Source organism: uncultured Mobiluncus sp., from assembly GCF_963511525.1.
In the GTDB taxonomy this organism is placed as follows: domain Bacteria; phylum Actinomycetota; class Actinomycetes; order Actinomycetales; family Actinomycetaceae; genus Mobiluncus.
In genome coordinates this window covers 1-4327 of the sequence record NZ_CAUPIY010000020.1, presented here as the reverse complement: position 1 = coordinate 4327, position 4327 = coordinate 1, and the positions used below count along the sequence as shown (strand labels likewise).

The following is a 4327-nucleotide window of genomic DNA, read 5'->3' as shown; positions in this document are numbered from 1 at the left end:
AAACTAAATGACGCACAACCTAACTTTCGCGCTCAAATTGACATGAGGCACCACGACCGGGCCGAGGATTCCCGCGGTGGTGGAGTCCGGGGTACTTGCGGGCGGGGGCGGGGTCGGATAAAGCGTACGTAAACACGTCCCGACCTCCGGAGAAAACACGCTGACCTCGAAGTTTGCCCCGACCGCGGAACCCCAAACCAGGGGTCGCGCCAACTTCGCGCAAGTGTCTGAAATCAGGTATTTCGAGGCGAACGTGTCGGTCGCGTCCACCACCAGGTCGTATTGAGCGATGATCGCGGCGGCGTTCTGAGGGTCCAAGGGCGGCTCCTCGCTGACATTCACCTCGGGGTTCAGCGCGCGGACGGTGGCGGCGGCAGAAGCGGTTTTTGGCTCACCTTGGTGGTTAAACGGGTGAATTACTTGACGGCCCAAGTTGCTCAGGCTCACCGTGTCGCCATCAGCAATCCCCAAGGTTCCCCCGGCTGTGGACAGGCCGACCCCGGCGGCGGCAAGGTACGCGATAATGGGCGAGCCTAGCCCTCCAGCGCCCACCACCAGGACTTTTGCACTCATAACACGATCCTGACCGGACGCCCCAAACCCCGGAATCGCACTGTGGGCCGCATAGCGGCTCTCCGGTTGGAAGTCTGCGTCGAGGTTTGACCACGCGGCATCTCCCTCGGAAAAAACCTGTTTCTTCCAGATGGGAACCCGATCCTTGACGGCATCGACCAGCCAAGACACCGTAGAAAACGCAGCTTGCCGATGGGCGGCAGAGACTCCGACCAAAATAGCGACCTCACCGACCTGCAGATGCCCCACCCGATGGCGCAACGCAATCTCGTGCACGCCAGGAACTGTACCGGCCTCATCGGCAATCTGTTGCAGTTCGCGGGCCGCGTCCGGGTGAGCGCTGTAGGTGATGGCCTCCACTCCACGCCCCTGGTCATGGTCGCGCACGCGACCGATGAACACAAGCTGACACCCGGCTTCGGGCGCGGTGAAACCCGCTTCGAACCGCGCCGGTTCCAAAGGCTCATCGGTCAGGTCCGCTTGCAGTATGGTTGCCAAAGATGCTCCTAAATTAATTCCAAAAATTAATTCCAAAACTACGCGAGGATGTCAACTAGCCGCCTGCGAATGGCGGCAAGACATCGATGGTGAGGTTGGTGAGGTCGTCGAGGTCCGCGAGGCGTTTCTCGCCCGGTTCGCGCAGACCCCCCACCAGGTATGACGAAACTGAAAGCACTCGATTCAAATCATTACCGCATCCACCAGCTTGAGCCGCTGCCTGAGCCAAACTCGAATCTCGCGCCACTTGTGCCCTCGCCGTGTCGGTACCCGCCGCTTCCGCAGCCGCCGCAAAAAACCGCACGTGCACACCTACCGTGGCATCAACACTATCTCGCATCTTTACCCCCCAATCTGAGCCATTGAAATCGTGGGAGATTGAAAATCACCCTGTCCCAAGCCGTGCCCGGAGGGTTTTTCCCGAGTCACGCCGACCCACGCTTGGGCCAACTCATCATCGGTGGCACCGCGACGCAGCATCGCTCCCAGGTCACAGCTCAAGTCAGAGAACAGACAGGGACGCACCAATCCGGTCGGGGAAAGCCGGGTCCGGTTGCAGCTGGCGCAGAAAGGCGTGGAAACCGAAGCAATCATCCCCATCGTCCCCAGGCGCTTTGTGCCCGCTAAGTTAAACACCTGAAAACGGGTCGCCGGAGCGTGAATATCAATGTTGTCCCGCACCGGAGACAGGCGAAACTCCTGTTCCAAGACGGGGCGAAGCTTAGAAAAATCAAGTTGCTGAGCAGAGCCGACACGGACCGATTGCGGACCAAAAGGCATGTACTCGATGGCGCGCCACTCGATGCCCCGCTCCAGACAAAACCGCAGCAACTCCGGAGCTTCCCGCAGACTGACCTGGTCCAACATCACCGTGTTCAGTTTCACCGGCTGGAAACCTGCGGAGAGCGCGGCAGCGATACCTTCCAAAGCCGAGGCGAGTTCATCGCGCCCGGTAATCTGTGCAAAACGGTCGGGGTCGAGGGTGTCTAGGGAAATGTTGATGCGTCGAACTCCCGCCGCTCGCAGCGCCGGAGCCAGCGGTGCCAAACTGCGGGCGTTGGTGGTGAGAGCCACCTGTGGGTCACGCCCCGCTGCCACGAACGTCTGGGAAATCCCTGCCGCAATCTCTAACAAATCCGGCCGCAACAAAGGCTCCCCACCGGTCAGGCGAACTTGGGTAATCCCTAGGCGGTGAATCGCTATTCCTGCCAAACGCAAGATTTCTGAGGACTTCAACAACTCCCTACGCGCCACCCACTTGACGCCCTCGCGCGGTAGGCAATACGAACAGCGCAAATCACAACGATCGGTCACGGACAAGCGCAAGTCGGTCGCCGTCCTGCCCCAGCTGTCTCGCAGCGGCATAGACCACGCAGACGCAAGTGGAGCATCCTGCCCCACACGATTGACTCGTGTCAGAGTCTCAGTCAAACCTACCTACTTCCTCAGCGCTCGGCATATCTCGCCATTCTATCGTGTTCCAAATATTATTCCAGTTCAATAGGCATTTGTGGTTCGCCCGATGTTGCCTTTCCATTATGCTAATGGAGTGAGCCCCGTCGGCTCACTTAATTTTTGACCCCACTGACAGAGGAGGAGACATGGCAGCAGAAAAGCACAAAGACGATCCGGAAAAAATGGCGAAAATGGCGGCGTGGCTGCAAGCTGTCAGCAGCGAGCTCCAGCTTCCGGAGGGGACTATTGCCCCCATCCAGGAGGAACTGTTGAACCTCATCAGCGATGTTGCGCACGGTCCGTCCCGTCCAGGGGCTCCTCTCACGGCTTTCTTGGTCGGGTTTGCCGCGAACGGAGATATCGCGCAAGCAGCGGCAAACGTGGCAAAGCTTCGCTCCCTGGCAGCTCAGTATCCCGCGAACTGAGGGGACGCCCACGCCCAGAGTGCCGCGGAAGTTCTTTCCGCAAAAACCGGTCAAATTCGAGAAAATAACCGCAAAAATTAAGATAAGGTGACAGGTATGTCTCAATTACGGATTAAGGACGCAGCGAATTTGCTGGGTGTCAGCGATGATACGCTGCGCCGCTGGATAGACGCTGGACAGCTCAGCGCCGGAACCGACGATGCCGGGCGCAAAGTCGTTGACGGGGCCGAACTGGCGAAACTAGCTCAAGACAAAGCCAAAGATTTTGGTGATGCGGATTCCGCGGGTTCCATTTCGGCCCGCAATCATTTCCGCGGCCTGGTCACCAAAGTTGTTTCTGACCAAGTCATGAGCCAGGTAGAAATGCAATGCGGGCCCTTCCGTGTCGTGTCCCTCATCTCTACCGAATCGGTAAAAGAGCTCGGGCTGGTGCCCGGCGCGGTCGCCACCGCCCGGGTCAAAGCCACGAACGTCGTAGTTGATGCATCTTAGGGAAAACCTGACGACACCCTAGTGCTGCCCCAATAGAACGGACGGCAACGGAAAACCGCCGACCCCGCTTCTAAGATAAGGAAAAAATGAAAACACTCGCACGTCTCGGCGCAGGCTTAGCCGTTCTCGCCCTGGCCACCACCGGCCTCACCGCTTGCGCACAGAACAACGCCAACACCGCGAACTCAGAACCGAGCAAAACCGCTGAAGCCAAGACCATTCAAGTATTCGCCGCCGCCTCTCTCAAGGCCAGCTTCACTGAGCTGGGCGAATCTTTCCAGAAGGAAAACCCTGACATTTCCGTGAAGTTCAACTTCGACGGCTCCTCCTCCCTGTTTGATCAGATGCAAGGCGGTGCCAAAGCAGACGTGTTCGCCTCCGCTGACGAAAAGAACATGAAGAAAGCGACCGACGCGGGTCTGAACGCCGGCGAACCGAGCATTTTTGTGAACAACACCCTGACCTTGGCAGTGCCGAAAGGTAACCCGGCAGGGGTTACTGGTCTGAACGACTCCCTCACCGGCAAGAAGCTGGTCATCTGTGCCGAGGGGGTTCCCTGCGGCAACGCCTATCGTGAGCTGGCACAAAAGGTCGGTTTCACCGGTCAGGCTGTGTCAGAAGAGACTTCGGTCAAGGACGTAATGGGCAAGGTCGTCAGCGGTGAAGCTGACGCGGGCGTGGTGTACCAGACTGACGCGCTGGCGGAAAAGGACGCGGTGGACACCATCGATATTCCCGGCTCTGACACCGTGGTCAACGCCTACCCGATTGTGGTCACCAAGATGGCTGCCGACAACGGCAACAGCGCGGCCGCGAAAGCGTTCGTGGAGGGTTAAGTAACATTTTGTGTGTCTTTTGCCGGGCGTGTCGTTAGTGTGAGTGGT

At 58.6% G+C, this 4327-nt stretch carries 6 protein-coding genes; 3 read left to right on the top strand and 3 right to left on the bottom strand.

Annotation, left to right across the window (positions count from 1 at the left end):
• Nucleotides 1–3 precede the first annotated feature (3 nt).
• From RQ935_RS09785 to moaA, 3 genes are read right to left on the bottom strand one after another with little or no spacing between them, the layout of a single operon-like run.
• On the bottom strand, nt 4–1071 hold the full coding sequence (locus RQ935_RS09785) for a ThiF family adenylyltransferase (RefSeq protein WP_311498208.1): 1068 nt from the start codon (nt 1069–1071) through the stop codon (nt 4–6).
• A gap of 55 nt (nt 1072–1126) precedes the next feature.
• The gene (locus RQ935_RS09780) at nt 1127–1411 is read right to left on the bottom strand and encodes a MoaD/ThiS family protein (RefSeq protein ID WP_311498207.1); all 285 of its coding nucleotides are present in this window, start codon (nt 1409–1411) and stop codon (nt 1127–1129) included.
• Nucleotides 1412–1413: 2 nt separating this feature from the next.
• Nucleotides 1414–2502 carry a GTP 3',8-cyclase MoaA gene (moaA, locus tag RQ935_RS09775; protein ID WP_311498206.1) on the bottom strand — a complete coding sequence of 363 codons (1089 nt, stop codon included), beginning with the start codon at nt 2500–2502 and terminating at the stop codon, nt 1414–1416.
• A 170-nt stretch (nt 2503–2672) separates the two neighbouring features.
• Between moaA and RQ935_RS09770 the strand changes: the two genes are divergently transcribed.
• The 3 genes from RQ935_RS09770 to modA all read left to right on the top strand — a co-directional run bounded on the left by RQ935_RS09770 (nt 2673) and on the right by modA (nt 4279).
• Nucleotides 2673–2951, top strand: a complete 279-nt coding sequence (locus tag RQ935_RS09770) for a DUF6457 domain-containing protein (protein WP_311498205.1) — start codon at nt 2673–2675, stop codon at nt 2949–2951.
• A 96-nt stretch (nt 2952–3047) separates the two neighbouring features.
• The gene (locus tag RQ935_RS09765) at nt 3048–3443 is read left to right on the top strand and encodes a TOBE domain-containing protein (RefSeq protein WP_311498204.1); all 396 of its coding nucleotides are present in this window, start codon (nt 3048–3050) and stop codon (nt 3441–3443) included.
• Nucleotides 3444–3529: 86 nt separating this feature from the next.
• Nucleotides 3530–4279 (top strand): molybdate ABC transporter substrate-binding protein, encoded by a 750-nt coding sequence (modA, locus tag RQ935_RS09760; protein ID WP_311498203.1) that lies wholly within the window; start codon nt 3530–3532, stop codon nt 4277–4279.
• The last annotated feature ends 48 nt before the right edge of the window (nt 4280–4327 follow it).